This is a genomic window from Enterobacter sichuanensis, from assembly GCF_002939185.1.
Taxonomy (GTDB): domain Bacteria; phylum Pseudomonadota; class Gammaproteobacteria; order Enterobacterales; family Enterobacteriaceae; genus Enterobacter; species Enterobacter sichuanensis.
In genome coordinates this window covers 1-25,642 of the sequence record NZ_POVL01000050.1, presented here as the reverse complement: position 1 = coordinate 25,642, position 25,642 = coordinate 1, and the positions used below count along the sequence as shown (strand labels likewise).

Below are 25,642 nucleotides of genomic sequence, written 5' to 3'. Positions count from 1 at the left end.
GACGGATCCTTAGTCCGGATACCCCTGCGGATGGCGCGACTGCCAGTGCCAGGTATCCTGTGCCATTTCATCAAGCGTGCGGGTGACACGCCAGTTAAGCTCTCTGTCGGCTTTGGAGGCATCGGCCCAGTACGCCGGGAGATCGCCTTCGCGACGCGGAGCGAAGTGGTAGTTCACCGGCTTGCCGCAGGCTTTGCTGAAGGCGTTAACCACATCCAGCACGCTGCTGCCAATACCGGCGCCGAGGTTGTAAATATGTACGCCCGGTTTGTCGGCCAGCTGCTGCATCGCCGCCACGTGGCCGTCAGCCAGATCCATCACGTGAATATAGTCACGCACGCCGGTGCCATCTTCAGTCGGATAATCATTGCCGAAAATAGCCAGTGACTCACGACGACCCACCGCCACCTGGGCGATATACGGCATCAGGTTATTCGGAATGCCCTGCGGATCTTCACCCATATCGCCAGACGGATGGGCGCCCACCGGGTTGAAGTAGCGCAGCAATGCGATGCTCCACTCAGGCTGTGCTTTTTGCAGATCGGTCAGGATCTGCTCCACCATCAGTTTGCTCTTGCCATAAGGGCTTTGTGGCGTACCGGTTGGGAAGCTTTCAACGTAAGGAATTTTAGGCTGATCGCCATAGACGGTCGCGGAAGAGCTGAAGATGAAGTTCTTCACGTTTGCGGCGCGCATCGCAGAGATTAAACGCAGCGTACCGTTGACGTTATTGTCGTAATACTCGAGCGGCTTTGCGACCGACTCACCGACGGCTTTCAGACCGGCGAAGTGGATCACCGTTTCAATGGCATGGTCGTGAAGGATCTCGGTCATCAGCGCTTCATTGCGGATGTCGCCTTCGACGAAAGTGGGCTGTTTCCCGCCAAGACGTTCAATCACAGGCAGCACGCTGCGCTTACTGTTGCACAGGTTATCGAGGATGATGACATCATGACCGTTTTGCAGCAGCTGCACGCAGGTATGACTACCTATGTAACCGCTACCACCTGTTACCAGAACTCGCATAATTCGCTCCATTGGGCTTATGGTATGTAATAACCATAGCATAACAGAGACGCGAAAAGTGTGACATGGGATAAAATAGTGGAATCGTTTACACTGTTTTTAAAATCCGATTTTCAGCGGCCATGAGGCATTGTAGATCAACAGGATAGAGATGTCTTAGTGCAGGTTATCTGAAAAACGGAGGGCCTGGCCCTCCGAAGGTTAATCGATTTTGCTGAGCTGATAATGATACTGTTCCCCGTCCGGAACAAATTCAAGACGATGCGTGATGCAGGCAGGGGCATCCTCGGCATGGTGTGAAACGAACAGCAGCTGCGTCTCGCCTTCGCTAATCAGCACATCCACAAAGCGGCGGATAAGTTGTCGATTGAGCGGATCCAGCCCCTGAAGGGGTTCATCCAGAATGAGCAGCGTAGGATGTTTCACCAGTGCGCGCACGATCAGCGCCAGGCGCTGCTGTCCCCATGACAGGCTATGAAACGGCGCGTCAGCGACCCGGTTATCCATGCCCAGAATGTCCAGCCACTGCTGAGCCAGCTTTTGCTGTTTATCCGATACCGCCTGATAAATGCCGATGGAATCAAAATAGCCAGAGAGGATCACGTTGCGTACCGTGGTGCTGACCCGGTAATCCAGATGCAGGCTGCTGCTGACGTAGCCAATATGTTTTTTGATATCCCAGATAGTTTCACCGCTGCCGCGACGCCGGCCAAACAGCGTCAGATCGTTGCTATAACCCTGCGGGTGATCGCCGGTGATCAGACTCAGCAGCGTCGATTTTCCCGCGCCGTTGGGGCCGACAATTTGCCAGTGCTCCCCAGGATTAACCGTCCAGCTCAGGTGATTAAGGATTGGGCGATCGTCATACGAGACTACGCCATCACGCAGCACGATGCGCGGCTGGTGGGGATCAAGCGCGTGGCGAGCCGAAGGGGCGTCGGGTTCCGGAAGGGTCATTCCGTCAAGCCGTTCGCTGTGTGCGAGCTGGGCGATGAGCGCCTGCTTAAGCAGCGCCGATTTTTCCCCTGTCTCGGCCAGATTACAATCGGCCAGTACGCCTGCATGCTGGATAAAATCCGGGATCTCATCAAAGCGGTTAAGCACCAGCACGAGGGTATATCCCTGCTGATTCAGCGACGCCAGCAGGGCTGCCAGCTGCGCACGGGACTGCACGTCAAGGCCGTCGAATGGTTCGTCGAGGATCAGCAACTCAGGCTCGCTCATCAGGGCCTGACAAAGCAGCGTTTTCCGCGTCTCACCGGTGGAGAGGTATTTGAAGCGTCGGGTCAGCAGGGCGGAAATGCCAAACTGTTCTGCCAGGCGCTGACAGCGGGCAGGATCCTTCACCTCATCCTGAATGATTTCCGCCGTCGTGCGGCCGGTATCGTCTTCGCCCGGGCTGAGTAAATCGGTGTTGTTGCGCTGCCACTCGTCGCTCACCAACTTTTGCAGTTGTTCAAATGAGAGGCGCGTCAGGCGGGTAAACTCGCTCTGGTTTTCACCCTTAAGGAGGGGAAGCTCTCCGGCCAGCGCGCGGGCCAGCGCAGATTTACCGCTGCCGTTGGTGCCGACAAACGCCCAGCTTTCACCTGCGCGTATTGTCAAATCAGCAATCGTCAGCGTTCGGGTATCGCCAAGACGAAACGTGCCTTGCGAAATATGCAATGATGACATGATTTATCCCTGTTTTTGCAGCAATAGTTATCAGGGATACGCACTGTCGGTACGATTGTCAATGTGCTTAGCACAAAGTGGCGATAATCACCCGGTCTGCATTGAACCAGGCGGTGACGACAGCACCTTCTTCTAAATCGTCCGCCTCGCTGAGGGGTACCGTCGCGCACAGCATTTGCCCGTCTGCCAGGGTCATCAGCACTTCGCACTGCGCTTCGCCGCGTTCGATACGGCTGATGGTGCCCTGAAGCTGGTTATCTGCTGCCTTTGCCGTATCGGGATTGCGTGTGACGTTGACCCACGGCGCTTTCAGCAACACCAGCACCTCTTTTCCTTCATCGAGTCCAAGACGTTCTGCGCTCTGCGCCGTGATGGCGGCTTTCAGACGGGTGGTACCATCGGCAAGCAGGATCTCGATATGCTGCTGTATCTGCAGATTATCGCGCGCCGTCACCGTGCCAAACCACTGGTTGCGGGCGCTGGTTTGTAATGAGAAGCGGGAAATAGCGGCCAGCAAACTGTCCAGCGGCACGTTATCGTCGTCACTCAGCACATCAAACGCTTTTTGCTGGATCCGGGCCAGCAGATCGTAAAGCTGAATAAGGCGCTGGCCGTAACGTGTGACGATTGCGCCACCTCCGCCTTTGCCGCCCGTGGCCCTGTCTACCAGCAGATGTTCACTCAGGGTGTTCATCTCATTGATGGCATCCCAGGCGCTTTTATAGCTGATCCCGGCATTTTTCGCCCCCTGGCTAATTGAGCCCGTTTGTTCTATCTGTTTAAGCAGGGTGATACGTCGCGGATCGGCGAAAAGCTTTTGCTGAAGTCTTAGAGTAAGGAGAATTTCGGCCTGCATAACAGTATCCTGGCAAAAAGGGTATTGTGACCCAAATGGTGCAGGGCGCAAAGGGTACCGCACAAAAGGGGATGTTTTTCTCACCTGAAAGGGTAGAATAAGCCACTCACAATATCTGGAGAAAACCATGTTAGAGTTGTTGAAAAGTCTGGTATTCGCCGTGATCATGGTACCAGTAGTGATGGCCATCATCCTCGGTGCCATCTACGGCCTGGGTGAAGTGTTCAACGTCTTTTCGAACATTGGTCACAGAGACCGCGCTAAAAAACAGCATTGATTCCCCACAAAACGCCCGGCCAGTCCGGGCGTTTTGCTCTCAAGTTTTTCTTCTTTTCACCGATATTCTTTTACAGATGACACCGGTTTACCCCTTGAGCGGTACGAATAAACGCTGGGATCTCCCTGACGTTCTCGTTATATTAATGCGTATATAACGCTACTGACAGGAGTGACAAATGGCACGTTCATGGGGACGCCTTTTCGCAGGGGCTGCGCTGACGCTTTCGCTTACCGGACACGCGCTGGCGGACGACGGCAAAATTACGGTCTTTGCGGCGGCGTCGCTGACCAATGCGCTGCAGGATATCGCGGCGGCGTATAAAAAAGAGAGCAACGTCGAGGTGGTCTCCTCGTTTGCCTCTTCCTCTACGCTGGCGCGCCAGATAGAAGCGGGCGCACCGGCGGATCTGTTCATCTCGGCGGACCAGAAGTGGATGGATTACGCAGCGGAGAAAAAAGCGATCGATGCGTCAACCCGCGAAACGCTGCTGGGTAATAGCCTGGTTGTCGTGGCGCCGAAAGCCAGTGCCCAGGCTGACATCACCATCAACAAAGCAACAGACTGGACCCGGCTTCTGAACGAGGGACGTCTGGCGGTGGGTGACCCGGATCATGTTCCGGCCGGCATTTACGCCAAAGAAGCGCTGCAAAAACTGGGCGCGTGGGAGACGCTGTCGCCGAAACTAGCGCCAGCAGAAGATGTTCGCGGCGCACTGGCGCTGGTGGAACGCAACGAAGCCCCGCTGGGCATTGTCTACGGCTCTGATGCCGTGGCCAGCAAGGGGGTGAAAGTGGTCGCAACGTTCCCGGAAGACTCCCACAAGAAAGTGGAATACCCTGTTGCGATTGTTGATGGACATAAAAATGCGACCGTAACGGCTTTCCGCGATTATCTGAAGGGGCCGCACGCGTCCGCAATCTTTAAACGTTATGGATTTACGACTCACTGATGATATTGACCGATCCTGAATGGCAGGCTGTTCTGCTGAGCCTGAAAGTTTCTTCCCTGGCGGTTGCGCTGAGTTTGCCCTTTGGGATCTTCTTTGCCTGGTTACTGGTTCGCTGTCAGTTTCCCGGCAAAGCGCTGCTAGACAGCGTGCTGCATCTTCCGCTCGTGTTGCCGCCCGTGGTGGTAGGTTATCTGCTGCTGATTTCGATGGGGCGACGCGGTTTTATTGGCGAAAAACTTTATGACTGGTTTGGGCTGACGTTTGCGTTTAGCTGGCGCGGGGCGGTCCTGGCGGCAGCGGTGATGTCATTCCCGCTGATGGTGAGAGCAATCCGCCTTGCGCTGGAAGGTGTGGACATGAAGCTCGAACAGGCAGCCCGCACGCTGGGTGCCGGGCGCTGGCGCGTCTTTTTCACCATCACGCTTCCACTCACGCTGCCGGGTATTATTGTCGGCACGGTGCTGGCCTTCGCCCGGTCGCTCGGCGAGTTTGGCGCCACGATCACCTTTGTGTCGAACATTCCCGGCGAGACGCGAACCCTTCCTTCGGCCATGTATACCCTGATCCAGACGCCGGGGGGAGAGGGGGCCTCAGCGCGGCTGTGCATCATCTCCATTGTGTTAGCCCTGGTATCGCTGCTGGTGTCGGAATGGCTGGCGAGAGTCAGTCGTGAGCGGATGGGGAAATAGACATGCTTGAGCTTCATTTCACCCAGACGCTGGGAAACCATACCCTGACGCTTAACGAGACGCTGCCTGCAAGCGGTATCACCGCCATTTTTGGCGTCTCAGGGGCGGGCAAAACGTCGTTGATCAATGCGATAAGCGGCCTGACCCGTCCGCAGTCAGGACGGATTGTATTGAATAACCGCGTCTTAAATGACGTGGAAAATAAGGTATACCTGTCGCCTGATAAACGTCGTATTGGCTATGTTTTCCAGGATGCACGCTTATTCCCGCACTACAGCGTGCGCGGCAACCTGCGTTACGGTATGGCGAAAAGCATGGCTCCGCAGTTTGATAAACTGGTCACGCTGTTAGGTATTGAACCGCTGCTCGACAGGCTGCCTTCTTCGCTTTCCGGCGGAGAGAAACAGCGCGTGGCGATTGGCCGCGCGTTGCTGACCGCACCCGAACTGCTGCTGCTTGACGAACCGCTGGCCTCGCTGGATATTCCGCGTAAACGTGAGCTCCTGCCTTATCTGCAGCGCCTGACGCGTGAAATCAACATCCCGATGCTCTACGTCAGCCATTCGCTGGATGAGATCCTGCATCTGGCCGATAACGTGCTGGTGCTGGAAGAGGGCAGCGTGAAGGCCTTCGGCAAACTGGAAGAGGTTTGGGGCAGCAGCGTAATGCATCCCTGGCTACCCAAAGAGCAGCAGAGCAGCATTCTGAAAGTGAGCGTTCTGGAACACCATCCGCACTACGCGATGACCGCGCTGGCATTGGGCGATCAGCATCTGTGGGTTAACCGGATCGATAAACCGCTGCAGTCAGTCCTGCGGATCCGCATTCAGGCCTCGGATGTCTCGCTGGTTTTACAACCCCCGCTGCAGACCAGCATTCGAAATATTCTGCGTGCCAAAGTGGCGGAGTGTTTTGATGACAACGGCCAGGTGGAAGTGAAGCTGGAGGTGGGGAGCAGAACGCTCTGGGCGCGCATCAGCCCCTGGGCCAGGGATGAGTTAGGGATCAAACCCGGCCTGTGGCTTTACGCGCAAATCAAGAGCGTCTCAATCACTACCTGATTACAGCAGGTGGGTATAAATGTACTGCGCGATGCTGTCGGAGGTGTTGTCACCAATCACCACGTTGGCGCGCGCCTTCACGGCATCATCGGCATTGCCCATCGCCACGCCCGTACCGGCGGCTTCCAGCATGCTGATGTCGTTGTAGTTATCGCCAAAGGCAATCACGTCCTGCATCGACCCGCCCTGGGACTCCACGTACTGCGTCAGACGCTTGCCTTTGCTGTTGCCCTTGCGGGCAATGTCCACCTGATCGTGCCAGGACCATTCGCACTCCAGACCCAGCGTCTGTTCCACGTGTTTCGCGAAGCTATTCAGTTTGGTGGTATCTTCATCCGTCAGGGCGAATTTCCAGATCGCCTCAACATCCTGAGCGGCCTGACGCAGGGAGGAAACCTGAGTAAAGACCGGACGCTGGGCTTCAGGCAGAGACAACGCCCAGTTGCTGGTGCGCACCACATGGCCGGTTGGACGCTCATAGACCATTGCGTTGTCCACATACATCAGGCCGTGAACGTCATGCTCATCAAGCAGATCAATCAACTGCAGCGCCTGGGGTACCGGCAGCGGGTCGGATGCTAAAACCTTTTTTGCCTGATAATCATACAAATAAGTGCCATTACAGCAAATTGCAGGTGTATCTAACGCCAGTGCCTGATAAAAAGGGTGAATGGCAACGTGATGTCGACCCGTTACGATAAGGAGTTGATATCCCGCTTCCTGCGCGCGTTTAAGCGCTTCCAGAGAAGAGGGGAGAAGGGTTTTTTGCGGCGTCAGTAAGGTACCGTCTAAATCCAGAGCAATCACACGCGAGCTCATCTGTTTTCCCGGGTTAATATTGAATTTACGTTTTGATGGGATGGTACACCGAGAGGCGAAGGCTTCAAAATTCCTGTCGACAATTCAGCATTCACCGTCAAAAGTTAACTACTTTCATGCGCAGTGAGGAGTGAATATTCATGAAACAAACCGTTTATACCGCCAGTCCTGAAAGCCAGCAGATCCACGTCTGGCGCTTAAATCCCGAAGGGACACTCACGCTGGTTCAGGTTGTTGATGTGCCAGGCCAGGTACAGCCGATGGTCATCAGCCCGGATAAACGTTTCTTGTACGTGGGTGTGCGCCCGGAGTTTCGCGTGCTGGCCTATCGCATTTCTCCGGACGACGGCGCGCTGACTTACACTGCCGAAGCGTCATTGCCGGGCAGCCCAACCCACATTTCTACCGATCGTAAAGGCAACTTTGTCTTCAGCGGCTCGTATAACGCCGGTTGCGTTAGCGTAACGCGTCTGGAAAAGGGTATCCCGGTTGAAACCGTGGATGTAGTGGAAGGGTTGGAAGGCTGCCACTCGGCGAATATCTCTCCGGATAACCGCACGCTGTGGGTGCCTGCGCTGAAGCAGGATCGTATCTGTCTGTTCACCCTGAGCGACGATGGTCACCTGGTGGCGCAGAATCCGGCGGAAGTCACTACCGTTGAAGGCGCGGGCCCGCGTCATATGGTCTTCCATCCGAACCAGCAGTATGCCTACGTGGTGAACGAGCTGAACAGCTCTGTGGACGTATGGGAACTAAAAGATCCTAACGGCCAGATTGAGTGTGTGCAGACGCTGGATATGATGCCGTCTGACTTCTCCGACACCCGCTGGGCGGCGGATATTCACATCACGCCAGATGGTCGTCATCTCTACGCCTGTGATCGTACCTCCAGCCTGATTACCGTTTTCAGCGTCTCCGAGGACGGCAGCGTGCTGGCCATTGAAGGCTTCCAGCCAACGGAAACCCAGCCGCGCGGCTTTAATATCGATCACAGCGGTAAGTTCCTGATTGCGGCGGGGCAGAAATCCCACCACATCGCGCTGTACGAAATTAAAGGCGAGCAGGGTCTGCTGGAAGAGAAAGGGCGCTATGCCGTCGGCCAGGGGCCGATGTGGGTGGTGGTAAACGCTCATTAAGCGGCTCAAAACAAAAAACCTCGCGAATGCGAGGTTTTTTTATGCCCGGTGGTAGCCGGGTGAGCACATCAAAACGTAACCAACACACCCCTGGTGACAGGCAGCGGAAAGGTAAACCAGAGGAGAAGTGCTCTATACCAAAGGAGTGGCGTATGAGCGGTGTGGAATAGACAATTCTGTTCCTGCAACTCATGGTTGCGATTATGCAACTATTGGATGCGTATCTTAAGTTTGGAGCCTGACGCATTCAGTCGCAGTAAAAAGGGGGATTGAACTCCCCCTTTTACTCTCATCTTATTACTGCTTCGGCTCAGCCACCACGTTGCTACCCAGACCGCGGTTGTTGTATTCCCACATGCGGTTGAAGTTAGTGTCGTTCAGGTTACGCTGCACGTTCCCTTTATCATCCACCGTACCGGTATTGCCGGAGAACGGACGTTTGGAAATCGCGGCATCGGCCCATGGCTTCGCCATATTGAAGCCTTCGTTGATCACGCTGTCGCGGATCACCACCTGGCCGTTGGTCGCAGAGTCCACATCCAGGGAGCGACCCAGCTGCGCCACGCCGTCACCGGCAGCGTTAAAGCGGCTGTTCACAGCAAGGAAACCGTAGAACAGGTTAGACTGGGTGGCTGGCGCAAACACATAGCCTTCCTGCTGGGTACGCGAGTTCACCACGCGGAAGTCCGTGTTATCAAACACCACTGCACCACGACCGGAAACCAGATCCACGTCACCTTCAACGTAGCTGTTGGTCACCAGCGTACGGGTCAGTCGGTTATTCTGCAGGGTGTTCTGCACGCCGCTGTTGGTCACGAAGAAGGTGTTCTGACGGCCGAGAATGTTGACGTTGTTGATCTGGACTTTATCGCCATCGCTACGCAGCGCAACGGCCTGGTGGGTACCGGCATCAACACTGTCACCCAGGGTATTCTGAATGGTCAGGTTTTGCAGTTGCAGACCGTTATTCTGAGACCAGAATACCGCTGAGCACATCACGCCAACGGTGGCGGAACGCTTGCTCTGGCAGTTATCAAACATATACCACGCCGGTTTGCCCGGCATATATTTGCCAGCCGGGTTGACCAGATGACGCCAGGCGTTGCTGTCGATTTCGGAATCAATCGCCAGGCCAATTTTAACATCGATCGCTTTTTCGCCCAGACCGTACAGGGTAATGCTGCCTGGCGCCGCCGGAACATAGACGGTGCCTTCGTATTCACCTGGCAGGATAGCAATGTACTGGCGAGACGCGCTGTGTTTAGTGATGGCAGCATCCACCGCAGCCTGAATAGAGGTATGCGTTACGCCCTGCGCACCTGCCGGGCCAACCACGAAATCTGGCTGTTTCGGCAGGTTAATAGAAGACGGGGTCCACGGCGCAGCGTTAGGATCCATCGCCGAGAAGTAGTGCGCACGATCGAAGTTCTTCGCTTCATCCGCGGACAAAATCGGGCGGGATGCGGTGCCGGGGGCGACCTGCTCAGACGGTCGCTGGTCCGGTGGTGTTGAACTGCATGCGGATAAGGTCACGCCAAAGGCAAGTGCCAACGCCAGACGGGAAATCCTGGAAATGTTCAAGGTGAAGCTCCTGGGTATGCAAGTCTTTACGGGACAGACGAAATAGCCTGCTTTTTTATACTAAGTTGAGCGAAACGGGAAGATAAAAAGGGTAAAAGTTGCATTTTTCGCCCGCAGGGGGCGGGAAAGTCGTCACAAATAAATAACATTTTCCCTTATTACGGTTGACAGCAGACGGCAGATGAAAATAAATGTCTATACAACCCATGACAAGTGGAATGCCCATGCAGCAGATCCTTCCTGACGATGTAATATGGCGAAATGCGCGACTGGCGACAATGGCGCTAGATGTTGCTGCGCCATATGGACTGAAAGAGCAACACGCCCTGGTCGTGCGCGGCCACACCATCCTTGCCGTGATTCCTGAATCTGACATTCCTTATGGACACGGTCACTGCGTCGATCTTCAGGGACGTCTGGTGACGCCAGGCCTGATTGACTGCCATACCCACCTGGTGTTTGGCGGCGATCGCGCGGCGGAGTGGGAGCAACGTCTGAACGGTGTCTCTTATCAAACCATCAGCGCGCAGGGCGGCGGAATTAACGCTACCGTGACGGCGACGCGCAACAGCTCACCCGAAACGCTGCTTAAGCTGGCGCAGCAGCGGCTTCAGCGTCTGATGAACGAAGGTGTCACCACCATCGAAATCAAGTCCGGATATGGCCTAAACGCCGAGGCCGAAGAGAAGATGCTGCAGGTGGCACGCCAGCTGAGCCTGAATAACCCGATTGATATCAGCCCAACGCTGCTGGCCGCGCATGCGGTTCCGACGGAATACAAACACGATCCGGATGCGTATCTTGCGCTGGTCTGCGAGCAGATCATGCCCGCGCTGTGGCAAAAAGAGCTGTTTGAAGCGGTGGACGTGTTTTGTGAAAACGTCGGCTTTACGCCGTCGCAAACCGAGCGACTCTTCCAGGCGGCGACTGCGCTCGGTATCCCGGTAAAAGGGCATGTGGAACAGCTTTCAAACCTGGGCGGTGCGGCGCTGGTTAGCCGATTTAACGGGCTGTCGGCCGATCATATCGAATACCTGGATGATGCAGGCGTTCAGGCGATGGCGCAAAGCGGTACGGTGGCGGTTCTGCTGCCCGGCGCATTCTATTTTCTTCAGGAGCGCCAGCGTCCGCCGGTGGAACAGCTCAGAAAACAGGGTGTGCCGATGGCTGTCGCCACCGACTATAACCCGGGGACGAGCCCGTTTGCCAGCCTGCACCTGGCGATGAACATGGCCTGCGTACAGTTTGGCCTGACGCCTGAAGAAGCCTGGGCTGGCGTGACGCGACATGCCGCGCAGGCGCTGGGCCGCGGTAAAACCCACGGACAGCTACGGGCAGGCTTCGTCGCTGATTTTATCGTCTGGGATGCTCATCATCCGGTAGAGATGGTCTACGAGCCGGGACGCAATCCGCTGTATCAACGTATTTTCCGTGGGGAGGCAGTATGAGGTTATGGCGGCCCGTTGCAGAATCGGTCTGGCAGGGGCGTGACGACAGCGCTGAGGCCAGCAATGCAACGCGTATTTTTCAGACCATACAACAGCAGGCAACGTTTACCCCATTGCCAGAGGGCATTGCGCTGATAGGCTTTGAATGTGATGAGGGGGTGAAACGCAATCAGGGCCGGCCCGGCGCCGGACAGGCACCGGATATCCTGCGTAAGGCGCTGGCGAATATGGCGAGCCATCAGGGACACGAGCGGCTGGCGGATATGGGCTCGGTCTGTGTGGAAGGAGACGAGCTGGAAGCGGCGCAGCAGGCGTTAAGCGATGCCGTCACCGCCTGCCAGCAGTCCGGAATGCGCACGCTGGTCTTTGGCGGCGGGCACGAGACCGCCTGGGCGCATGGCCGGGGCATTCTGGATGCTTTCCCAGACGAGCGCGTGGCGGTGATCAATCTTGACGCACACCTTGACCTGCGCAAGGCCGACCGTGCGACGTCTGGCACGCCGTTTCGCCAGCTGGCGCGCTATTGCGATGAACGCGGGCGGGAATTTCGCTACGCCTGTTTAGGCATAAGCCGGGCGGCGAACACGCAGGCGCTGTGGGATGAGGCTGAACGCCTGAACGTCACGCTGGTGGAAGATCTCCATTTCCGACGCGATGCGTTATCCGCCGTGGAAAAGGTGCTGGCGCAGGCCGATTGTATCTACCTGACGATCGATCTGGATGTCCTGCCCGCAGGCGAAATGCCGGCTGTTTCCGCACCGGCTGCGTTAGGCATACCGGCTCTGGATCTCCTGCCTGTTATCGAACATATCTGCCGTAGCGGTAAGCTTCAGGCCGCCGATCTGGTAGAGTTTAACCCGCACTACGATCGGGACGGACAGGGCGCAAAGCTCGCCGCCCGTCTGGCCTGGCAAATTGCTCACTGGTGGGCATAACAGCATTTAAGGAGTCATGATGTTTTCACGCTCACCGCTGCCGCAGTCGAGCCCTCCCGCGCCTTTCTACGAAAAGGTGAAGCAGGCGATTAGCGAGAAAATCGCCACCGGCGTCTGGCGGCCGCACGATCGCATTCCGTCGGAGGCCGATCTGGTGGCGCAGTTTGGTTTTAGCCGGATGACCATTAACCGGGCGCTGCGCGAGCTGACCGATGAAGGGCTTCTGGTGCGTCTGCAGGGCGTCGGGACGTTTGTGGCAGAACCGAAAGGGCAATCCGCCCTGTTTGAAATCCGCAGTATTGCGGACGAGATTGCCGCGCGTAATCATCAGCACCGCTGTGAAGTGCTGGTGCTGGAAGAGACGCAGGCCAGCGCCGAGCAGGCCGCAGAGCTTAACGTCAGGGAGGGAAGCCGCATCTTCCACTCCGTGATGGTGCATTTTGAAAACGACATTCCGGTGCAAATTGAAGATCGCTGCGTCAACGCCGAACGGATCCCGGAGTATCTGAACCAGGATTACACCCAAACCACGCCGCACGCCTATCTCTCGCTGGTCGCTCCGCTGACGGAAGGGGAGCACATTGTGGAAGCCGTGCGCGCCACGCCGCAGGAGTGCGAACGTCTGCGCATTAAAGAACACGACCCGTGCCTGCTGATCCGCCGCCGAACCTGGTCATCGTCACATATTGTGTCGCATGCCCGGCTGCTATTCCCGGGGAACCGCTACCGGCTGCAGGGTCACTTTATGTCATAAGTTTTAAAAGCGTGATAGCTAACGCAATATAACAAAATTGTATCTTTTTTGTTAAATCTGACCTTGTGTGTGCTTGTCTATACAAGTATATCTAAATGCATCATCTGTCCCGTATGAGGAGCACACAATGTCGTCAGGTAAATACCGCCAGCAGGATGTCCGCGCCGCGCGCGGCACCACCCTTACCGCCAAAAGCTGGCTCACCGAAGCCCCGCTGCGCATGTTGATGAATAACCTTGATCCTGAGGTGGCGGAAAACCCCCATGAGCTGGTGGTCTACGGCGGCATTGGCCGCGCCGCGCGCAACTGGGAATGCTATGACGCAATTGTAAAGTCCCTGACTGAACTCGAACACGACGAAACCCTGCTGGTGCAATCCGGCAAGCCGGTGGGGGTGTTCAAAACCCACAAAAACGCGCCGCGCGTGCTGATCGCCAACTCTAACCTTGTGCCACACTGGGCCACCTGGGAACATTTCAACGAACTCGACGCCAAAGGGCTGGCGATGTATGGCCAGATGACCGCGGGGAGCTGGATCTACATCGGCAGCCAGGGGATTGTGCAGGGCACCTACGAGACCTTCGTGGAAGCCGGTCGCCAGCACTACAACGGCTCGCTGAAAGGCCGCTGGGTACTGACCGCGGGTCTCGGCGGCATGGGCGGCGCGCAGCCGCTGGCCGCCACGCTTGCCGGTGCCTGCTCGCTGAACATTGAGTGCCAGCAGAGCCGCATTGATTTCCGTCTTCGTACCCGTTACGTCGACGAGCAGGCGACCAGCCTGGACGATGCGCTGGCGCGTATCAAAAAATACACGTCTGAAGGTAAAGCTGTCTCGATTGCCCTGTGCGGCAACGCGGCGGAGATCCTTCCTGAACTCGTCGCCCGCGGCGTGCGCCCGGATCTCGTGACCGACCAGACCAGCGCCCACGATCCTTTGCACGGTTACCTGCCAAAAGGCTGGACGTGGGAAGCCTATCAGCAGAAAGCGGAAACTGACCCGGAAGGCACGGTGCTGGCCGCGAAACGTTCCATGGCAGAACACGTCTCCGCCATGCTGGCCTTCAGCCAGATGGGCATTCCAACCTTCGATTACGGCAACAACATCCGCCAGATGGCGAAAGAGATGGGCGTGAATAACGCCTTTGACTTCCCGGGCTTTGTCCCTGCGTATATCCGCCCGCTGTTCTGCCGCGGTATCGGTCCGTTCCGCTGGGTTGCCCTGTCCGGCGATCCGGAAGATATCTACAAGACCGATGCCAAAGTGAAGGAGATCGTCGCCGATGACGAACACCTGCACCACTGGCTGGATATGGCCCGCGAGCGCATTAACTTCCAGGGCTTACCGGCGCGTATCTGCTGGGTAGGGCTGGCGTGGCGGCAAAAGCTCGGGCTGGCCTTTAACGAAATGGTACGCAGCGGCGAAGTCTCCGCGCCGATTGTTATCGGCCGCGACCATCTGGACTCCGGCTCTGTCGCCAGCCCGAACCGTGAAACCGAAGCCATGCGCGACGGCTCTGACGCGGTTTCCGACTGGCCACTGCTGAACGCCCTGTTGAACACCGCCAGCGGCGCGACCTGGGTTTCGCTGCACCACGGTGGTGGCGTGGGGATGGGCTTCTCCCAGCATTCCGGGATGGTCATCGTCTGTGACGGAACCGATGAAGCCGCCGCGCGTATCGCTCGCGTGCTGCACAACGACCCGGCAACCGGCGTGATGCGTCATGCCGATGCGGGTTACGACATTGCGATTGACTGTGCCAAAGAGCAGGGACTCAACCTGCCGATGATCCCTGCCACACAAGGAAAGCATTAATGAACGCGTTAACACTCACACCCGGCTCACTGACCCTCAAGCAGCTGCGTAGCGTCTGGCGTCAACCGGTCACCCTTTCGCTGGATGAAAGCGCTCATGCCGCCATCAACGACAGCGTCGCCTGCGTCGAAGCCATTGTGGCCGAAGGGCGCACCGCCTACGGGATTAACACCGGCTTTGGGCTGCTGGCGCAGACCCGCATCGCGACACACGATCTGGAAAACTTACAGCGTTCGCTGGTGCTGTCTCATGCGGCGGGCGTTGGCCAGCCGCTGGATGACGAGATTGTCCGTCTGATGATGGTGCTCAAAATCAACAGCCTGGCGCGCGGCTTCTCCGGCATTCGCCTGAGCGTAATTCAGGCGCTAATGGCGCTGGTCAATGCCGAAGTCTACCCGTGGATCCCGGCGAAAGGTTCCGTTGGCGCATCCGGTGACCTCGCGCCGCTGGCGCACATGTCGCTGCTGCTGCTGGGTGAAGGCCAGGCGCACTGGCAGGGCGAGTGGCTCCCCGCGAAAGAGGCGCTGAAAAAAGCGGGACTCACCCCGATCACGCTGGCGGCCAAAGAGGGGCTGGCACTGCTGAACGGCACGCAGGCATCGACGGCATTCGCGCTGCGCGGCCTGTTTGAAGCGGAAGATCTCTTTGCCTCAGCCGTTGTGTGCGGCGCGCTGACCACCGAAGCTGTGCTGGGCTCGCGTCGTCCGTTCGACGCGCGCATCCATGACGTACGCGGCCAGCGCGGGCAGATTGACGCGGCCAGCCTGTACCGTCACCTGCTTACCGACACCAGTGAGATTGCGGATTCGCATCACAACTGTGAAAAAGTGCAGGATCCGTATTCACTGCGCTGTCAGCCGCAGGTGATGGGGGCCTGCCTGACGCAGCTGCGTCAGGCCGCAGAGGTGCTGCTGGTGGAAGCCAACGCGGTGTCCGATAACCCGCTGGTATTCGCCCAGGAAAACGAGGTGGTCTCCGGCGGTAACTTCCACGCTGAGCCGGTAGCGATGGCGGCGGATAATATCGCGCTGGCGATTGCCGAAGTCGGCGCGTTGTCCGAGCGCCGCATTGCGCTGATGATGGATAAACACATGTCCCAGCTGCCACCGTTCCTGGTGCGTAACGGCGGCGTCAACTCGGGCTTTATGATTGCCCAGGTGACCGCCGCGGCGCTGGCAAGCGAGAACAAAGCCCTGTCTCACCCGCACAGCGTGGACAGTCTGCCTACCTCCGCAAACCAGGAAGACCATGTCTCCATGGCCCCTGCAGCCGGACGTCGTCTGTGGGAGATGGCGTCCAACACCCGTGGCGTGCTGGCGGTGGAGTGGCTGGCGGCATGTCAGGGTATCGACCTGCGTGAAGGCCTGAAATCCAGCCCGCTGCTGGAGCAGGCGCGCCAGACGTTGCGCGAGCACGTATCCCATTACGATGATGACCGCTTCTTTGCGCCGGATATTGATAAGGCGATGCAGCTTCTGGAGGAAGGGCGTCTGGTAGGGTTGTTGCCGCCAGTGCTGTGATTTTTTTGCCCGGTGGCGCTGCGCTTACCGGGCCTACGGGTACGAAATCCAGGCCGGGTAAGGCGTAGCCGCCACCCGGCTTTTTTTACGAATACATCGCCGTAATCGACGCGCTCCCAAGCGAATGGAAATGCACGTTAAACCCTACCATTGCGCCGCTCGCCCCTTCATCCACGTCAATCTTCTCCACATCCAGCGCGTGTACCGTAAAGATATAGCGGTGGGTTTCCCCTTTTGGTGGCGCCGCGCCGCCGTAACCTGCTTTGCCAAAATCGGTGCGGGTCTGAATGGCGCCTTCAGGCAGCGCAACCAGGTCAGAGCCGGAACCCTGCGGCAGGACCCGCGTATCGGCAGGCAGGTTCGCCACAATCCAGTGCCACCAGCCCGAGCCGGTGGGGGCATCCGGATCGTAACAGGTGACGACAAAACTTTTGGTGCCCGCCGGAACATCATCCCACGCCAGGTGCGGGGAGATATTGTCTCCCTGATACCCCATGCCGTTGAATACGTGACGCTCCGGCAGCTTTTCACCATCGCGCAGATCTTTACTGATGATTTTCATACGGTTTACCCTCGTGATTCACTCGTTCAGAAAGTGTAACGCATGGGGTTAAATCGTGAAATGCGCGGGATTGTTAACGGCTGTAACGACCGCGGCAGTTAATTTACGCAACTGCTCCTGCGTAATGATATACGGCGGCATCAGGTAAATAAGCTTGCCGAAGGGGCGTACCCAAACGCCCTGATCCACGAAGAAGCGCTGCAGCGCCGCCATGTTCACCGGATGGGTGGTCTCAATCACCCCGATGGCCCCCAGCACACGCACGTCCGCCACGAAATTCGCTCCCGAGGCGGCGCTCAGCTCTTCTTTCAGCTGCGCTTCGATCGCCGCCACCTGCGTTTGCCACTCACCGCTCTCCAGCATCGCAAGGCTTTCACTCGCTACCGCGCAGGCCAGCGGGTTGCCCATAAACGTCGGGCCATGCATAAAGCAGCCCGCGTCGCCGTCGCTGATGGTGTCGGCGACCTGGCGGGTCGTGAGCGTGGCGGAGAGCGTCATCGTGCCGCCGGTAAGCGCTTTACCCAGACACAGAATATCCGGAGTGATACCCGCATGTTCGCAGGCAAACAGCTTGCCCGTGCGGCCAAAACCGGTGGCGATCTCATCGGCAATCAGCAAAATGCCCTCGCGGTCGCACATCCTGCGAATACGCTTCAGCCATTCCGGGTGGTACATCCGCATTCCACCTGCACCCTGGACAACGGGCTCCAGAATAACGGCGGCAATCTCCTGGCGGTGGGCGGCCATCAGCCGCGCGAAGCCGACCATGTCCATCTCGTTCCACTCGCCGTCGAAACGGCTCTGCGGGGCCGGGGCAAACAGGTTTTCCGGCAGATACCCTTTCCACAGGCTGTGCATGGAGTTATCCGGATCGCAGACCGACATCGCCCCGAAGGTATCCCCGTGATAGCCGTTGCGGAAGGTGAGGAACCGCTGACGGGACTCCCCTCTGGCATGCCAGTACTGCAGCGCCATTTTCATCGCCACTTCCACCGCCACGGAGCCGGAATCAGCAAGGAATACGCACTCCAGCGCGTCAGGAGTCATCGCCACCAGCCGACGACATAAATCCACCGCAGGCTGATGGGTGATCCCGCCAAACATTACGTGCGACATCTGGTCAATCTGCGCTTTCATCGCCGCATTCAGGCGCGGGTGGTTATACCCATGAATGGCCGCCCACCAGGAGGACATCCCGTCAATCAGCGGCTCGCCGCTGGCGAGATGCAGCTCGCAGCCGTGGGCGGAGGCGACCGGATAGACGGGTAGCGGGCGGGCCATCGAGGTGTAAGGGTGCCAGATATGCTGCGTGTCGAAGGTGAGATCGTCCTGGGTCATAATCGACTTGTAAACCATTTTGAAAAGTTTTAGGTTTACGAGTATAAACCGAACCGAAAATTAACAAAACCCTTTGGAGAAGCCCCATGGCTCACCACGCACGCTGGACGATGTCGCAAGTCACTGAATTATTCAACAAACCTTTCCTTGAGCTAATGTTCGAAGCCCAACAGGTGCATCGTCAGCACTTCGATCCGCGCCATGTTCAGGTCAGCACGCTGCTGTCCATCAAGACCGGCGCCTGCCCGGAAGACTGCAAATATTGCCCGCAGAGCGCACGCTATAAAACGGGCCTTGAATCCGAACGGCTGATGGAGGTTGAGCAGGTGCTCGACTCCGCCCGTAAGGCGAAAAACGCCGGGTCGACCCGTTTCTGCATGGGCGCGGCGTGGAAGAACCCGCACGACCGCGACATGCCGTATCTGGAGCAGATGGTGAAGGGCGTGAAAGAGATGGGCCTCGAAGCCTGTATGACGCTGGGCACGCTGAACGAAGAGCAGGCGCAGCGCCTCTCGGCGGCAGGGCTGGACTACTACAACCATAACCTCGACACCTCGCCGGAGTTTTACGGCAATATCATCACCACCCGTACTTATCAGGAGCGTCTGGACACGCTTGATAAAGTGCGTGAAGCGGGGATCAAAGTGTGCTCGGGCGGCATCGTGGGCCTGGGTGAGACGGTGAAAGATCGCGCCGGTCTGCTGCTGCAGCTGGCGAACCTGCCGACGCCACCGGAAAGCGTGCCGATCAACATGCTGGTGAAGGTGAAAGGCACACCGCTGGCGGATAACGAGGATGTGGATGCGTTTGATTTTATCCGCACCATCGCGGTAGCGCGCATCATGATGCCGACCTCTTATGTGCGCCTCTCTGCCGGTCGTGAGCAGATGAACGAGCAGACCCAGGCAATGTGCTTTATGGCCGGGGCCAACTCCATCTTCTACGGCTGCAAGCTGCTGACCACGCCGAACCCGGAAGAGGACAAAGACGTTCAGCTGTTCCGCAAGCTGGGGCTGAACCCGCACCAGACCGAGGTGCTGGCGGGGGATAACGAGCAACAGCAGCAGCTGGAGCAGCAGATTATTAACGCCGACACCGACCAGTTCTACAACGCGGCAGCGGTATGACCTGGGAGGCACGTATCCATTCTGCGCTCGACGAGCGACGGGCAGCAGATGCGTTTCGCGTACGCAGGGTTGTCGAAAACGGTGCAGGCCGTTTTCTGACCCGTGAGAACCGGCAGTTTTGTAACTTCTCCAGCAACGATTATCTCGGGCTGAGCCAGCATCCGGCCATCATCCGCGCCTGGCAACAGGGCGCGGAGCAGTATGGCGTGGGCAGCGGCGGGTCCGGACACGTCAGCGGATACACCACCGCGCACCAGGCGCTGGAGGAGACGCTTGCCGACTGGCTGGGCTACCCGCGCGCGCTGCTGTTTATCTCGGGTTTCGCGGCCAATCAGGCCGTCATTACCGCGCTGATGGGGAAGAATGACCGCATTGTCGCCGACCGCTTAAGCCATGCCTCCCTGCTGGAGGCGGCACATTTAAGCCCGGCGCAGCTGCGTCGCTTTGCGCATAACGACGCGGGACAACTCGCCGCGCTGCTGGGTAAACCCTGTGACGGGCAACAGCTGGTGGTCACGGAAGGGGTGTTCAGCATGGATGGCGACAGCGCGCCGCTTGCCGCGCTGCATGACGCGGCAAAACGGCAAAACGCCTGGCTGCTGGTGGATGATGCCCACGGCATTGGCGTGATGGGCGACGAGGGTCGCGGTAGCGCCCATCAGCAGCAGGTGAAGCCGGAACTGCTGATTGTCACCTTCGGCAAAGGTTTTGGCGTGAGCGGGGCGGCTGTGCTGTGCAGCGAATCCGTCGCCGACTATCTGCTGCAGTTTGCCCGGCATCTGATCTACAGCACCAGTATGCCCCCCGCGCAGGCGGTGGCGCTGTCTGCGTCTGTGCGGGTGATTCGCAGCGCCGAAGGCCGTGAACGCCGGGCTCGTCTGGCGGAACACATCCGGCGTTTTCGCCAGGGTCTGGATCGGCTTCCCTTCCGGAGTACCGAATCGCAGAGCGCAATCCAGCCGGTAATCGTCGGTGAAAACAGCCTGGCGCTCACGCTGGCGCATACGCTGCGCGAGCGGGGGATGTGGGTCACGGCCATCCGTCCGCCCACCGTGCCGCCGGGTACCGCCCGACTGCGCCTCACGCTGACCGCGGCACACGAAGCCGACGATATTGATGCCCTTCTGGAGGCGTTGCATGTCGCCAGTCAATAAACAGGCCATTGCGGCGGCCTTTGGCCGGGCCGCGCGCAGCTACTCACAGCATGATGAACTTCAGCGTCAGAGCGCTGAGGGGCTGCTGGCGTTGCTCGGCGAAACGTGCTTTAGCCAGGTGCTGGACGCCGGGTGCGGTCCCGGCGGAAATAGCCGCTACTGGCGCGAAACAGGAAGCCAGGTGACGGCCATCGACCTCTCTCCTGACATGCTTGCCGAGGCACGGCAGCAGCAGGCCGCGCATCACTATCTGGTGGCGGATATCGAAGCGATCCCGCTGGCAGACGCGCAATTCGACCTGGTCTGGAGCCATCTGGCCGTGCAATGGTGCAGCAGCCTGCCGCAGGCCTTAAGCGAGCTTTACCGCGTGGCGCGTCCGGGTGGGAGAGTCGCGTTTACCACGCTGCTGGAAAGCTCGTTACCGGAGCTCAACCAGGCCTGGCAGGCGGTAGATGAACAGCCGCACGCTAACCGGTTTTTACCGCACGAACAGGTCACGCAGGCGCTGGCTGGCTGGCGCTATCAGGGTCAGGTGCAGACCATCACCCTCCATTTCAGCGACGCGCTCAGTGCCATGCGCTCGCTAAAAGGGATTGGCGCCACGCATCTGCACACCGGACGCGAGAAAAAACTGCTCACCCGGGGTCAGTTGCAGCGCCTGGAGCTGGCCTGGCCGCAGGAGCGGGGACATTTCCCGCTCTCTTATCAACTTTTTCATGGGATTATCGAACGTGACTGAACGCTACTTTGTCACCGGAACGGATACGGAAGTGGGGAAAACGGTGGCCAGCGCTGCGCTGCTGCAGGCGGCGCGACGGCTGGGAAAAAACACTGCCGGGTATAAGCCGGTCGCTTCCGGCAGCGAGATGACCGCAGAAGGTCTGCGCAATACCGACGCGCTGGCGCTCCAGCGGAACAGCACCCTTGAGCTCACCTATTCCGCGGTGAATCCGTATACCTTTGCCGAGCCGACGTCGCCGCACATCATCAGCGCCGATGAAGGCCGCCCGATTGATTTTGACGTGCTTTCAGCCGGATTACGGTCGCTGGAACGCCAGGCGGACTGGGTGCTGGTGGAGGGGGCCGGCGGCTGGTTTACGCCACTCTCGCAGGACCAGACGTTTGCTGACTGGGTGCAGCGCGAGCAGCTCCCGGTCATCCTGGTGGTGGGGGTCAAGCTCGGCTGTATTAACCATGCGATGTTGACCGCGCAGGCCGTTTCGCAGGCGGGGCTGCGTCTGGCGGGCTGGATCGCCAACGACGTGGTTGCCCCGGGCAAGCGGCATCAGGAGTATCTGGCGACGCTTAAGCGCGTTTTGCCAGCCCCTTTCCTCGGAGAGATCCCGTGGCTTGCGGACGAGGCCGAACGGGCCGAAACCGGGCACTATCTTGACCTCAGCGCCTTGCTTCCAGCGACATCCAGTGGGCGATAAGCTCATCGTCCAGTTCGTTAACGTGGCCCTGGGCCACGTTACGCCCGCGATACAGCATACAAAAACGTTCCGCGACCCGGCGAATAAACGACAGCCGTTGCTCAGCCAGCAGCACCGTCATGCCCAGTTCACGGTTCAGGCGTACCAGCAGTTGTGCCAGCTTATGCGCAAAACCGTGACCGGCGCCATGCATCGGCTCATCGAGAATCAGCATCCGCGGACGGGTTACCAGCGCATTGGCCAGAGCCAGCTGGTACTGGTCGTCTGGCGAAAGGGCGTTGGCCCGGGTCTGGCGTAACGGGTAGAGTTCGGGTAACAGATCGTATACCTCGCTTTTCGCTTGCGGATCGGGCCTCCCCATCGCCCGCATAGCGATATGCAGATTCTCCTCAATCGTTAACTGGGAGAAGATGCGCCTGTCCTGCGGGACATAGCCAATTCCCGGCCCTGAACGCTGTTCTGGCGCCGGGCTCAGCAAATCACGTGGCGGCGCGCCCGCTTCATGCCAGATGATGGTGCCGCTTTCCACGGGCACTTTCCCGGCGATGCAATTCATCAGGGTGGTTTTCCCCATTCCAGGCAGACCTACGACGCCCGTACACACCCCTTGCGGAAAATCTAAATCCACGTTCCATAGCGTATGTTGGCTTCCGTAAAACTGGTTCACTGCTCGCAGACTCAACATCTTTCTCTCCTTAAAAATGTGTGTAGGTGAGGCTCGATGTTGATTGTGCAAAACCCCTGCCAGAAAGCTGAATATGTTTAAAAAGGCGCCTTTTTTAGGACTACGTCACAGGAGGAAGGTGAAAAAAGCGGGGGAGTGCACATCAACGGTGCCGGCGGTGGTGAGTTGTGGTGCAGGAACAAGAATGATGAAATTGTGAGCTATATCTCATCGATTGGTTATGAATGAGACAACTGTTAATCATCAAAAAATAGCTATAAAAATTTTTTCCTGCCGTCTCGTGGGAAAATCCGGGAATTTGCCGAGCGCCAGTCTGTATGGGCTGGAAGCAGTTATCCACTATTCCTGTGGATAACCATGTGCATTAGAGTTAGAAAACACGCGATAAGCGAGAGAAGACGCGGCTTTCGCCCAAATTGACGCGAAACGCGGCTTTAGAAAATATCGTTTAAAATTTAATTGCTTAGATAAAAGCAATTCCCGTCACGAAAGTGTCACCCGTTGCCATAAAACTATCATTACCTGGCTTGACAAATGTTAAAAAAGAAAAAGTTCTGGGGATAACCTCACCTGACTGGTGTTTTATATTGTCACAGACCAAATTTTGGCCGCTATCGCGCTAATCATTCAGGCGCTATGCTAAATATCCTGACATGCCACTGGTTTTTCATCCAGTGTTTTTTACTGGCAATCCTGGCAACAACGAGTAAAATTACTCACCTGCCGCTTATAATGTCATCAGGTTGTCGCCCATGAGTAAACCGTTCAAATTGAATTCTGCTTTCCGTCCATCTGGCGATCAGCCTGAGGCGATCCGCCGTCTGGAAGAGGGGCTGGAAGACGGGCTGGCACACCAGACGCTGCTGGGGGTAACCGGCTCCGGCAAAACGTTCACGATCGCCAACGTGATTGCCGATCTGCAGCGCCCCACGATGGTGCTGGCACCCAATAAAACCCTCGCCGCACAGCTTTACGGCGAAATGAAAGAGTTCTTCCCGGATAATGCCGTGGAGTATTTCGTCTCCTACTACGATTACTACCAGCCTGAGGCCTACGTCCCGAGCTCTGACACGTTCATTGAGAAAGATGCCTCGGTAAACGAACACATTGAGCAGATGCGTCTGTCGGCGACGAAGGCGCTTCTGGAGCGTCGCGATGTGGTGGTCGTGGCGTCGGTATCGGCTATCTACGGTCTGGGCGATCCGGACCTCTACCTGAAAATGATGCTGCACCTGACCCAGGGGATGATCATCGATCAGCGCGCGATTTTGCGCCGTCTGGCGGAGCTGCAGTACACCCGTAATGACCAGGCGTTCCAGCGCGGAACGTTCCGCGTTCGCGGTGAAGTGATTGATATCTTCCCGGCAGAATCTGACGATATTGCGCTGCGCGTGGAGCTGTTTGACGAAGAGGTCGAGCGCCTCTCGCTGTTCGACCCGCTGACCGGCCACATCGAGTCAGTCATTCAGCGCTATACCATCTACCCGAAAACGCACTATGTGACGCCACGCGAGCGTATTGTGCAGGCGATGGAAGAGATCAAAGTCGAGCTGGCAGAACGCCGTAAAGTGCTTCTGGCGAACAATAAGCTGCTGGAGGAGCAACGACTGACCCAGCGTACCCAGTTTGATCTGGAGATGATGAACGAGCTGGGCTACTGCTCCGGGATCGAAAACTACTCCCGTTTCCTCTCCGGACGCGGGCCGGGTGAGCCACCGCCGACGCTGTTTGACTATCTTCCGGCCGACGGTCTGCTGGTGATCGACGAATCCCACGTCACCATCCCGCAGATTGGCGGGATGTATCGCGGTGACCGGGCGCGCAAAGAGACGCTGGTGGAGTACGGATTCCGCCTGCCGTCCGCGCTGGATAACCGTCCAATGAAGTTTGAAGAGTTTGAGGCGCTGGCTCCGCAGACCATCTACGTCTCGGCAACCCCGGGCAACTATGAGCTGGAGAAATCCGGCGATGAGGTGGTGGACCAGGTGGTGCGTCCGACGGGGCTGCTGGACCCGGTTATCGAGGTGCGTCCCGTGGCGACGCAGGTGGACGATCTGCTCTCCGAGATCCGTGCCCGTTCCGCCATCAACGAGCGTGTGCTGGTGACCACGCTCACCAAACGTATGGCGGAAGATCTGACCGAGTATCTCGAAGAGCACGGCGAGAAGGTGCGTTATCTGCACTCGGATATCGATACCGTGGAGCGCATGGAGATTATTCGCGACCTGCGCCTGGGCGAGTTTGACGTGCTGGTGGGGATCAACCTGTTGCGGGAAGGTCTGGATATGCCGGAAGTCTCACTGGTGGCGATTCTGGATGCCGATAAAGAGGGCTTCCTGCGTTCTGAACGCTCCCTGATCCAGACCATAGGCCGCGCCGCGCGTAACGTCAACGGCAAAGCGATTCTGTACGGGGATAAAATCACCCCGTCGATGGCGAAAGCGATCGGTGAAACGGAGCGCCGTCGCGAGAAACAGCAGCGCTATAACGAAGAGCACGGCATTACGCCGCAGGGGCTGAACAAGAAGGTGGTGGATATTCTGGCGCTGGGTCAGAACATTGCCAAAACCAAAGCGAAAGGCCGCGGCAAGGCGCGTTCAGTGGTGGAAGAAGATACCGTCGCGCTGACGCCGAAAGCGCTGCAGCAGAAAATCCACGAGCTGGAAGCGCAGATGATGCAGCACGCACAGAACCTGGAGTTCGAAGAGGCGGCGCAGATCCGCGACCAGCTTCATCAGCTGCGGGATCTTTTCATCGCCGCATCTTAGTTAAAGCGGCGTGTTTTCTCCCTCTCCCTGTGGG

General features: G+C 57.8%; 24 protein-coding genes. 16 read left to right on the top strand and 8 right to left on the bottom strand.

The features are described from left to right. Positions 1 to 9 precede the first annotated feature (9 nt). The 3 genes from galE to modE all read right to left on the bottom strand — a co-directional run bounded on the left by galE (position 10) and on the right by modE (position 3,556). On the bottom strand, positions 10 to 1,026 hold the full coding sequence (galE, locus tag C5687_RS19220) for a UDP-glucose 4-epimerase GalE (RefSeq protein ID WP_094919187.1): 1,017 nt from the start codon (positions 1,024 to 1,026) through the stop codon (positions 10 to 12). Positions 1,027 to 1,227: 201 nt separating this feature from the next. After that, positions 1,228 to 2,700: a molybdate ABC transporter ATP-binding protein ModF gene (modF, locus tag C5687_RS19215; protein ID WP_045285429.1), complete on the bottom strand. Its 1,473-nt coding sequence runs from the start codon at positions 2,698 to 2,700 to the stop codon at positions 1,228 to 1,230. A gap of 67 nt (positions 2,701 to 2,767) precedes the next feature. Further along, the gene (gene modE / locus C5687_RS19210; RefSeq protein ID WP_047958049.1) at positions 2,768 to 3,556 is read right to left on the bottom strand and encodes a molybdenum-dependent transcriptional regulator; all 789 of its coding nucleotides are present in this window, start codon (positions 3,554 to 3,556) and stop codon (positions 2,768 to 2,770) included. Between the two features lie 127 nt (positions 3,557 to 3,683). Between modE and C5687_RS19205 the strand changes: the two genes are divergently transcribed. From C5687_RS19205 to modC, 4 genes are all read left to right on the top strand, one after another. Next, positions 3,684 to 3,833 carry an AcrZ family multidrug efflux pump-associated protein gene (locus C5687_RS19205; protein ID WP_013097516.1) on the top strand — a complete coding sequence of 50 codons (150 nt, stop codon included), beginning with the start codon at positions 3,684 to 3,686 and terminating at the stop codon, positions 3,831 to 3,833. A gap of 178 nt (positions 3,834 to 4,011) precedes the next feature. Next, positions 4,012 to 4,785, top strand: a complete 774-nt coding sequence (gene modA / locus C5687_RS19200; protein ID WP_104557581.1) for a molybdate ABC transporter substrate-binding protein — start codon at positions 4,012 to 4,014, stop codon at positions 4,783 to 4,785. Continuing rightward, on the top strand, positions 4,785 to 5,474 hold the full coding sequence (modB, locus tag C5687_RS19195; protein WP_104557580.1) for a molybdate ABC transporter permease subunit: 690 nt from the start codon (positions 4,785 to 4,787) through the stop codon (positions 5,472 to 5,474). Before modA ends, modB begins: the two co-directional genes overlap by 1 nt. Positions 5,475 to 5,476: 2 nt before the next feature. Next, entirely contained in the window at positions 5,477 to 6,535 is a 1,059-nt protein-coding gene (modC, locus tag C5687_RS19190; protein WP_095441842.1) for a molybdenum ABC transporter ATP-binding protein ModC, read from the top strand. On the opposite strand, the gene C5687_RS19185 is transcribed toward modC, so the two are convergent. Further along, positions 6,536 to 7,354, bottom strand: coding sequence for a pyridoxal phosphatase (locus tag C5687_RS19185; RefSeq protein WP_104557579.1), 819 nt, complete (start codon positions 7,352 to 7,354; stop codon positions 6,536 to 6,538). It abuts the gene before it with no gap. Between the two features lie 140 nt (positions 7,355 to 7,494). Here C5687_RS19185 and pgl point away from each other — a divergent pair, with 140 nt between their 5' ends. Then, positions 7,495 to 8,490 carry a 6-phosphogluconolactonase gene (pgl, locus tag C5687_RS19180; RefSeq protein WP_104557578.1) on the top strand — a complete coding sequence of 332 codons (996 nt, stop codon included), beginning with the start codon at positions 7,495 to 7,497 and terminating at the stop codon, positions 8,488 to 8,490. Positions 8,491 to 8,663: 173 nt separating this feature from the next. Continuing rightward, entirely contained in the window at positions 8,664 to 8,732 is a 69-nt protein-coding gene (locus C5687_RS25390) for a hypothetical protein (RefSeq protein WP_373467657.1), read from the top strand. 55 nt (positions 8,733 to 8,787) lie between these two features. On the opposite strand, the gene C5687_RS19175 is transcribed toward C5687_RS25390, so the two are convergent. Then, positions 8,788 to 10,071 (bottom strand): putative acyl-CoA thioester hydrolase, encoded by a 1,284-nt coding sequence (locus C5687_RS19175; RefSeq protein WP_104557577.1) that lies wholly within the window; start codon positions 10,069 to 10,071, stop codon positions 8,788 to 8,790. 224 nt (positions 10,072 to 10,295) lie between these two features. Here C5687_RS19175 and hutI point away from each other — a divergent pair, with 224 nt between their 5' ends. The 5 genes from hutI (at position 10,296) to hutH (ending at position 16,541) form a co-directional block, all read left to right on the top strand. Beyond that, the gene (gene hutI, locus C5687_RS19170; RefSeq protein WP_104557576.1) at positions 10,296 to 11,519 is read left to right on the top strand and encodes an imidazolonepropionase; all 1,224 of its coding nucleotides are present in this window, start codon (positions 10,296 to 10,298) and stop codon (positions 11,517 to 11,519) included. Next, positions 11,516 to 12,454 carry a formimidoylglutamase gene (hutG, locus tag C5687_RS19165; RefSeq protein WP_104557575.1) on the top strand — a complete coding sequence of 313 codons (939 nt, stop codon included), beginning with the start codon at positions 11,516 to 11,518 and terminating at the stop codon, positions 12,452 to 12,454. Before hutI ends, hutG begins: the two co-directional genes overlap by 4 nt. Positions 12,455 to 12,473: 19 nt before the next feature. Beyond that, positions 12,474 to 13,208 (top strand): histidine utilization repressor, encoded by a 735-nt coding sequence (locus tag C5687_RS19160; RefSeq protein ID WP_094919195.1) that lies wholly within the window; start codon positions 12,474 to 12,476, stop codon positions 13,206 to 13,208. Between the two features lie 127 nt (positions 13,209 to 13,335). Beyond that, a complete protein-coding gene (hutU, locus tag C5687_RS19155; RefSeq protein WP_045285436.1) occupies positions 13,336 to 15,021 on the top strand; it encodes a urocanate hydratase in 1,686 nt (561 codons plus the stop codon). Next, a complete protein-coding gene (gene hutH, locus C5687_RS19150; RefSeq protein ID WP_104557574.1) occupies positions 15,021 to 16,541 on the top strand; it encodes a histidine ammonia-lyase in 1,521 nt (506 codons plus the stop codon). The genes hutU and hutH overlap by 1 nt, the downstream gene beginning before the upstream one ends. Before the next feature lie 85 nt (positions 16,542 to 16,626). Here the strand turns inward: hutH and C5687_RS19145 are convergent, their stop codons facing one another. Continuing rightward, positions 16,627 to 17,103: a kinase inhibitor gene (locus tag C5687_RS19145; protein WP_025757235.1), complete on the bottom strand. Its 477-nt coding sequence runs from the start codon at positions 17,101 to 17,103 to the stop codon at positions 16,627 to 16,629. 48 nt (positions 17,104 to 17,151) lie between these two features. After that, a complete protein-coding gene (gene bioA / locus C5687_RS19140; protein ID WP_104557573.1) occupies positions 17,152 to 18,459 on the bottom strand; it encodes an adenosylmethionine--8-amino-7-oxononanoate transaminase in 1,308 nt (435 codons plus the stop codon). 68 nt (positions 18,460 to 18,527) lie between these two features. On the opposite strand from bioA, the gene bioB reads away from it, so the two are divergent. The 4 genes from bioB to bioD are packed head-to-tail and all read left to right on the top strand — an operon-like array spanning position 18,528 to position 22,155. Beyond that, the gene (bioB, locus tag C5687_RS19135; RefSeq protein ID WP_047958061.1) at positions 18,528 to 19,568 is read left to right on the top strand and encodes a biotin synthase BioB; all 1,041 of its coding nucleotides are present in this window, start codon (positions 18,528 to 18,530) and stop codon (positions 19,566 to 19,568) included. Further along, positions 19,565 to 20,722: an 8-amino-7-oxononanoate synthase gene (gene bioF, locus C5687_RS19130; RefSeq protein WP_104557572.1), complete on the top strand. Its 1,158-nt coding sequence runs from the start codon at positions 19,565 to 19,567 to the stop codon at positions 20,720 to 20,722. Before bioB ends, bioF begins: the two co-directional genes overlap by 4 nt. Beyond that, positions 20,706 to 21,461, top strand: coding sequence for a malonyl-ACP O-methyltransferase BioC (gene bioC, locus C5687_RS19125; protein WP_047958063.1), 756 nt, complete (start codon positions 20,706 to 20,708; stop codon positions 21,459 to 21,461). Before bioF ends, bioC begins: the two co-directional genes overlap by 17 nt. Beyond that, on the top strand, positions 21,454 to 22,155 hold the full coding sequence (gene bioD, locus C5687_RS19120) for a dethiobiotin synthase (RefSeq protein WP_176472040.1): 702 nt from the start codon (positions 21,454 to 21,456) through the stop codon (positions 22,153 to 22,155). Before bioC ends, bioD begins: the two co-directional genes overlap by 8 nt. On the opposite strand, the gene C5687_RS19115 is transcribed toward bioD, so the two are convergent. After that, on the bottom strand, positions 22,118 to 22,840 hold the full coding sequence (locus C5687_RS19115) for an ABC transporter ATP-binding protein (protein WP_104557571.1): 723 nt from the start codon (positions 22,838 to 22,840) through the stop codon (positions 22,118 to 22,120). The genes bioD and C5687_RS19115 overlap by 38 nt on opposite strands. 752 nt (positions 22,841 to 23,592) lie before the next feature. Here C5687_RS19115 and uvrB point away from each other — a divergent pair. Continuing rightward, positions 23,593 to 25,608 (top strand): excinuclease ABC subunit UvrB, encoded by a 2,016-nt coding sequence (uvrB, locus tag C5687_RS19110; protein WP_025757242.1) that lies wholly within the window; start codon positions 23,593 to 23,595, stop codon positions 25,606 to 25,608. The last annotated feature ends 34 nt before the right edge of the window (positions 25,609 to 25,642 follow it).

Excerpts from the sequence above, each read along its gene's own strand:
- modB (WP_104557580.1), top strand. The coding sequence starts at position 4,785 with ATGATATTGACCGATCCTGAATGGCAGGCTGTTCTGCTGAGCCTGAAA.
- galE (WP_094919187.1), bottom strand. The coding sequence starts at position 1,026 with ATGCGAGTTCTGGTAACAGGTGGTAGCGGTTACATAGGTAGTCATACC.
- modE (WP_047958049.1), bottom strand. The coding sequence starts at position 3,556 with ATGCAGGCCGAAATTCTCCTTACTCTAAGACTTCAGCAAAAGCTTTTC.
- pgl (WP_104557578.1), top strand. The coding sequence starts at position 7,495 with ATGAAACAAACCGTTTATACCGCCAGTCCTGAAAGCCAGCAGATCCAC.
- uvrB (WP_025757242.1), top strand. The coding sequence starts at position 23,593 with ATGAGTAAACCGTTCAAATTGAATTCTGCTTTCCGTCCATCTGGCGAT.
- hutH (WP_104557574.1), top strand. The coding sequence starts at position 15,021 with ATGAACGCGTTAACACTCACACCCGGCTCACTGACCCTCAAGCAGCTG.
- modA (WP_104557581.1), top strand. The coding sequence starts at position 4,012 with ATGGCACGTTCATGGGGACGCCTTTTCGCAGGGGCTGCGCTGACGCTT.
- modF (WP_045285429.1), bottom strand. The coding sequence starts at position 2,700 with ATGTCATCATTGCATATTTCGCAAGGCACGTTTCGTCTTGGCGATACC.
- hutU (WP_045285436.1), top strand. The coding sequence starts at position 13,336 with ATGTCGTCAGGTAAATACCGCCAGCAGGATGTCCGCGCCGCGCGCGGC.
- hutI (WP_104557576.1), top strand. The coding sequence starts at position 10,296 with ATGCAGCAGATCCTTCCTGACGATGTAATATGGCGAAATGCGCGACTG.
- modC (WP_095441842.1), top strand. The coding sequence starts at position 5,477 with ATGCTTGAGCTTCATTTCACCCAGACGCTGGGAAACCATACCCTGACG.
- bioB (WP_047958061.1), top strand. The coding sequence starts at position 18,528 with ATGGCTCACCACGCACGCTGGACGATGTCGCAAGTCACTGAATTATTC.
- C5687_RS19205 (WP_013097516.1), top strand. The coding sequence starts at position 3,684 with ATGTTAGAGTTGTTGAAAAGTCTGGTATTCGCCGTGATCATGGTACCA.
- hutG (WP_104557575.1), top strand. The coding sequence starts at position 11,516 with ATGAGGTTATGGCGGCCCGTTGCAGAATCGGTCTGGCAGGGGCGTGAC.
- C5687_RS19115 (WP_104557571.1), bottom strand. The coding sequence starts at position 22,840 with ATGTTGAGTCTGCGAGCAGTGAACCAGTTTTACGGAAGCCAACATACG.
- bioC (WP_047958063.1), top strand. The coding sequence starts at position 20,706 with ATGTCGCCAGTCAATAAACAGGCCATTGCGGCGGCCTTTGGCCGGGCC.
- C5687_RS19145 (WP_025757235.1), bottom strand. The coding sequence starts at position 17,103 with ATGAAAATCATCAGTAAAGATCTGCGCGATGGTGAAAAGCTGCCGGAG.
- bioF (WP_104557572.1), top strand. The coding sequence starts at position 19,565 with ATGACCTGGGAGGCACGTATCCATTCTGCGCTCGACGAGCGACGGGCA.
- C5687_RS19160 (WP_094919195.1), top strand. The coding sequence starts at position 12,474 with ATGTTTTCACGCTCACCGCTGCCGCAGTCGAGCCCTCCCGCGCCTTTC.
- bioA (WP_104557573.1), bottom strand. The coding sequence starts at position 18,459 with ATGGTTTACAAGTCGATTATGACCCAGGACGATCTCACCTTCGACACG.
- C5687_RS19185 (WP_104557579.1), bottom strand. The coding sequence starts at position 7,354 with ATGAGCTCGCGTGTGATTGCTCTGGATTTAGACGGTACCTTACTGACG.